Raw genomic sequence first — 5,017 nt, 5'->3', positions numbered from 1 at the left:
CTGCCTCCGCGGGAGGCCGGGTAGGTGGCGGCGGCCACGCCCAGGCCCTTGCGGTCGGGGGCCCAGCCGAAGCGGCGGGCCCCCTCGCGCAGGCAGGCGACGAGGTTGCGCGAGCTGAAGGGATCTCCGCTGGTGGGGTCGTTCTCCGGCTCGTTGCGGATGCGCAGTTCGATCGGGTCGAGACCGAGGGCCTTGGCGAGCTCGTCCATGGCGCATTCGAGGGCGAACATGCCGGGGGTCTCGCCGGGGCCGCGCATCCAGGACGGGCTGGGCACGTCCAGGGTGAGGAGCCGTCCGGCCAGGCGGCGGTTCGGCGCCTGGTACATGACCTTGGACGGGTTGACGCACTCCTCGGTGAAGCTCCGGACGGTGGACGCCTGCTCGTTCGACTCGTGCGCGAGGACGGTGAGGCGGCCGTCGGTGTCCGCGCCGAGCCGGACCCGCTGGATGGTCGGCGTGCGGTAGCCGGTGATCGCGAACATCTGGCGGCGGTTCACCGCGAGCCGGACGGGCCGTCCGGCGGCGCGGGCGGCCATCGCGGCGAGCACCACGTTCGGGCGCGGGGTCCCCTTCGAGCCGAAGCCGCCGCCGACGTGCGGGGACACGACGCGCACGTTCCGCTCGTCCAGGTCGAGCAGGCCGGCGAGGGCGGTGCGGACGCGGGTCGGCCCCTGGTTGGAGTCGTACACGGTCAGGCGGTCGTCGCCGTCCCAGACGGCGAGCGTGGTGTGCGGCTCCATCGGGTTGTTGTGCTCGGCGGGGGTGCGGTAGGTCGCGTCCACCAGGACGGGCGCGCTCGTGAACGCGGCGTCCGGGTCGCCGATCTCCACCGGGTCGCCGTAGGGGTCCTGTTCGTAGGTCTCGCTCGGCGGCTTCAGCTCCAGGTCGGGATCGCGCCGGTCGCGGTAGGTGACGCGCAGCAGGCGAGCGGCCTCCTGCGCCGTCTCGGACGTCTCGGCGACCACCGCGGCGACGAGCTGCCCGCGGTAGGAGACCCGGCGGCTCTGGAAGACGTTCAGCTCGCCGTCGTCCGGGTCGTTCCGGAGGCGCGGCGCGTTCTCGCAGGACAGCACGGCCAGGACGCCCGGCATCGCGAGCACCTCGTCCGCGTGCACCGCCTCGACCTCGCCGCAGGCGATGGTGGAGAGCACGGCCGCGGCGTACGCGACGTCCTCGACCTGGTACTCGTAGGCGTAGCGAGCGGCGCCGGTCACCTTGTCCCGCGCTTCGAGGCGGCTCACGACAGCTCTCCGAGGGTGCGGACGATCAGGTTGCGGGCGAGCGGGACCTTGTAACCGTTGTCGCGCAGCGGCTTGGCCCGGGACAGTTCGGCGTCTGCGGCGCGGGTGAACTCCTCCTCCGTGGCGGGCGCGCCGCGCAAAGCCGCCTCGGCCCGCCGGGCCCGCCACGGCTTCGCGGCGACGCCGCCGAGCGCGATGCGGCAGTCGCGGACGACACCGTCGGCGACGTCCAGCGCGGCGGCGATCGACACCAGCGCGAACGCGAACGTCGCGCGCTCCCGCACCTTCCGGTAGGTGCCCGGCATGTCCAGGTAAGGGACGCGGACGTGCGTGATCAGGTCGCCGGGGGCCAGCGCCGAGTTGCGCGTCGGATCGGTTCCGTACAGGTCGTCGAGGCTGGTCTCGCCCCGTCCGTGGATGCCGACGGTCGCGTCCAGCGCGGCGAGCGCCACGGCCATGTCGGACGGGTGCGTCGCGACGCAGTCCGGCGTGTGGCCGATGATGGCGAGGTTGTGGTGCTCCCCCTCGCGCGCCGGGCAGCCCGTCCCGGGTTCGCGCCGGTTGCAGGCGCGCGTGACGTCCTGGAAGTAGGAGCAGCGGGTGTTCTGCAGCAGGTTGCCGCCCACCGTCGCCATGTTCCGGATCTGGCCGGACGCGCCCGACAGCACGGCCCGCGCCAGCACCGGGGCCCGCTCCCGGACGGCCGGATGCGCCGCGAGGTCGGAGTTCCGGACGGTCGCGCCGATGACCAGCCCGTCCTCGCCGGCCTCGATCTCGCCGTGGGGCAGGTGCGCGACGTCCACCAGGCGGGACGGCAGCGCGACGCCCAGGCGCATGAGGTCCACCAGGTTCGTCCCGCCGCCGAGGTAGGCGGAGCCGTCGGTGTGCTGCGCTACGGCGTCGTCCGCGGTGGCGGCCCGCGCGTACGTGAACGGCCTCATCCGGCGGCCCTCCGGACGGCCTCGACGATGTTGACGTAGGCGCCGCACCGGCACAGGTTGCCGCTCATGCGCTCCCGGATCTCCGCGCCGGTCAGCTCCGGGACGGCGGCGACGTCGTCCATGGCGGCGCTGGGCCAGCCCGCCTTGACCTCCTCCAGCATCCCGGCCGCCGAGCAGAGCTGGCCGGGCGTGCAGTACCCGCACTGGAGGGCGTCGCATTCGACGAACGCGCTCTGGAGCGCCGAGAGGCCGTCCTCGCCTGGGGGCGCGTCCGCCGGGCCGTCGCCCGCGAGCCCCTCCACGGTGGTGACCCGCGACCCGTCCGCGGCGACGGCGAGCACGAGGCAGGCGTTCACCCGGCGGCCGTCCAGCAGAACGGTGCAGGCCCCGCACTGGCCGTGGTCGCACCCCTTCTTCGGCCCGGTCACGCCCAGCCGTTCGCGCAGCAGGTCGAGCACGGACGTCCGGGTGTCCACGGCGACCTGCTGAGGCCGCCCGTTCACCACCAGGCTGACCTGGGCTTTTTCCGACATGCTCGGAACCTACCCGCGTTGCGTCCCCCCCACTCGACCCATGATCGGCTCGGTCCCCAGAGGTGTGGACAACCCGGCGGCCGGTGGCGTGGACAACCGGCGGCCCCGGTTGTCCACGAATGCTGGTGAGTGGATATCCGCGGCTTTACACAGGTTGCGCCGGGCGGTTCGGACCTCATCTCGGGGCCGTTCCCGTCACTCCCGGCCAAACATTGAAAGGGCCAGCGATGCCACATCCGACAACCGTCCTGCGCCGGACGGTCCTGCTGATCGCCCTCGCGATCACCGCGACCCTCGCCGGCGGAACCCTCGTCCTCGTCCAGCCCGCCCACGCGGACACGCGCCTCGCTCCGGCCGATGCGCCGTGCCCGGCGGACCTGGACGGCTACAACACGCTGTCGATCGCCGACCGCGACAGGTGCGCCCGGGCCGTCCTGGACGCCGACCTCACCACCCAGAAGCAGACGCTGATCGACACCAGCACCGGCGGCATCAACAGCGTCAACGACCCCTGCCCCGCCCCCGACGAGGGGCTGTGGCACGAAGGGGACAAGAACACCGCCCGGATCCTCTGCAACGGCCTCCAGGTGGTCAAGGACCGCCTCGGCAAGCAGCCCGGCGCTTACCTGCTGGGCATCGACGGCCGGAAGCGGCGGCTCGGCCGCGCGATCGTCGCCATCGGCAACCCCGAGACCGCCAAGAACGTCGTCGTCAGCGTCCCCGGCATCAAGGCCCGCCTGGGAGCCGGGTTCAAGGACGACATCGCCCACGCGGACATGTTCGCCGCCGCCTCCGCCGCCACCGGCAACGACACCGCCGCGATCGTCTGGCTCGGCCACGACGCCCCGCAGGACCCCTGGTACGACACCGACGGCAGCGACGCCAAGGCGGCCGCCGGGCCGCTGGCCGACTTCCTCAACGGCCTGAAGAAGATTCGCCAGAACCGGGCGCACCTGACCCTGATCGGCCACAGCTACGGCACCGTGATCGTCGGAGACGCCCTCACCTCCGGCACCCTGCCCGCGGGCCCCGCCTCCCCGGTGGACGACGCGGTCTTCCTCGGCTCCGAAGGCACCGGCGACGCCGCCACCGCCGCGGACCTCCGGATCGCCAACCAGGCCTGGGCCTGCACCGGAGGCCTCGACGGGTTCGCCGGAGGCCGCCTCGTGGGGCCTTTCCCGGACGGCACCCGCTTCCGCGCCGTCCAACTCGACTGCGGCCAGGACGAGCACACCGGCTACTGGGCCGACGACGACGCGAACAAGGCCCTGAACGACCACGGCACCAAGAACATGCTGGCCATCATCAACGGCACTTACACCACCACCGCCGAACCTTCGGACACCGGCTCCGGCGCGATCAACCCCTGGGGATAACTCGGCACCGGCTCCGAACCTCCGCCGTCGCGGTCGTCACTCGCCCTGGAAGGTCAGAGGCGGCCGCGGCGGCGCTTGGGGCGGAGGCGTTCCAGCTGCCACCAGGCGAGGGCGGTGAAGATGACGCCGAGGCCGGCCAGCACGCCCATGTCCAGGGCCCAGGTGTTCAGGTCGGGCAGCCAGATCCGGTCGGGTTTCAGGGACGAGGGGATGATGTGGCCGAGGTCGACGGTGGCGGCCGTGGCGGCCAGGCCCCAGCGGGACGGGGCGAGCCACGCGACCTGTTCGAGTCCCGGCTTGCCGGACAGGCGGACCAGCGCGCCGCACAGCACGAGCTGCGCCATCGACAGCACGATCAGCAGCGGCAGCGTCTTCTCGGAGCTGTTCACCGACGCCGAGACCAGCAGGCCGAGCGTCATCGAGACCAGGCCGAGCAGGCCGGTCGCGAGGACCAGTTCCAGGAACGGGGAGGTGAAGACCCCGGACGGGGGCAGCTTCACGCCGACCAGGCCGATGCCGACGAGCACCACGGCCTGGAGGGTCGTGATGAGCCCGAGGACGAGGAGCTTGGAGGTGAGGTAGACGCCCGCGGACAGTCCGGCGGCGCGTTCCCTGCGGTAGATCGTGCGTTCCTTCACCAGCTCGCGGACGGCGTTGCCGGTGCCGACGAAGCAGGACGCGAAGATCAGCACCATCAGCTTGGACGCGGCGTCGGCGTTGCTGCCGGGCGGCCCGGTGAGCCCCTTCGGCGCGGGGATCGCGGCGATCAGCCCGCCCATGATCAGCGGCATCAGGCCCAGCAGGACCAGGTAGGACCGGTCGGAGGTGATCACCGAGAGGTAGCGCCGGCAGAGCGTGGAGAGCTGGGCGAACTTGCTCTGCCGGGGCGGCGGCGGGGTGGGCGTCCGGGCGTCGGTGGGGCCGAC

General features: G+C 72.7%; 5 protein-coding genes. 1 reads left to right on the top strand and 4 read right to left on the bottom strand.

Translation table 11 applies throughout. From position 1 onward, the window contains the following. The 3 genes from AB0J52_RS26990 to AB0J52_RS26980 all read right to left on the bottom strand — a co-directional run. Positions 1-1,241 (bottom strand): xanthine dehydrogenase family protein molybdopterin-binding subunit (locus AB0J52_RS26990; protein WP_500185121.1); only part of this gene is annotated, 1,241 nt, incomplete at its 3' end. Further along, a complete protein-coding gene (locus AB0J52_RS26985; RefSeq protein ID WP_500185120.1) occupies positions 1,238-2,182 on the bottom strand; it encodes an FAD binding domain-containing protein in 945 nt (314 codons plus the stop codon). The genes AB0J52_RS26985 and AB0J52_RS26990, both read right to left, overlap by 4 nt. Then, a complete protein-coding gene (locus AB0J52_RS26980) occupies positions 2,179-2,715 on the bottom strand; it encodes a (2Fe-2S)-binding protein (RefSeq protein WP_500185118.1) in 537 nt (178 codons plus the stop codon). The genes AB0J52_RS26985 and AB0J52_RS26980 overlap by 4 nt, the downstream gene beginning before the upstream one ends. 227 nt (positions 2,716-2,942) lie before the next feature. Here AB0J52_RS26980 and AB0J52_RS26975 point away from each other — a divergent pair, with 227 nt between their 5' ends. Beyond that, positions 2,943-4,091, top strand: coding sequence for an alpha/beta hydrolase (locus AB0J52_RS26975; RefSeq protein WP_500185117.1), 1,149 nt, complete (start codon positions 2,943-2,945; stop codon positions 4,089-4,091). A 53-nt stretch (positions 4,092-4,144) separates the two neighbouring features. Here the strand turns inward: AB0J52_RS26975 and AB0J52_RS26970 are convergent. Beyond that, positions 4,145-5,017 (bottom strand): ABC transporter permease (locus AB0J52_RS26970; RefSeq protein ID WP_500185115.1); only part of this gene is annotated, 873 nt, incomplete at its 5' end.

This window comes from Spirillospora sp. NPDC049652 (assembly GCF_040675125.1).
Lineage (GTDB): Bacteria > Actinomycetota > Actinomycetes > Streptosporangiales > Streptosporangiaceae > Spirillospora.
Note: the sequence above shows the minus strand (reverse complement) of the source record. Positions and strands in the feature narration are given on the sequence as shown.

What these genes read in the sequence shown, in the direction of transcription:
- AB0J52_RS26985 (WP_500185120.1), bottom strand. Translation starts at nt 2,182, where the DNA reads ATGAGGCCGTTCACGTACGCGCGGGCCGCCACCGCGGACGACGCCGTA.
- AB0J52_RS26980 (WP_500185118.1), bottom strand. Translation starts at nt 2,715, where the DNA reads ATGTCGGAAAAAGCCCAGGTCAGCCTGGTGGTGAACGGGCGGCCTCAG.
- AB0J52_RS26975 (WP_500185117.1), top strand. Translation starts at nt 2,943, where the DNA reads ATGCCACATCCGACAACCGTCCTGCGCCGGACGGTCCTGCTGATCGCC.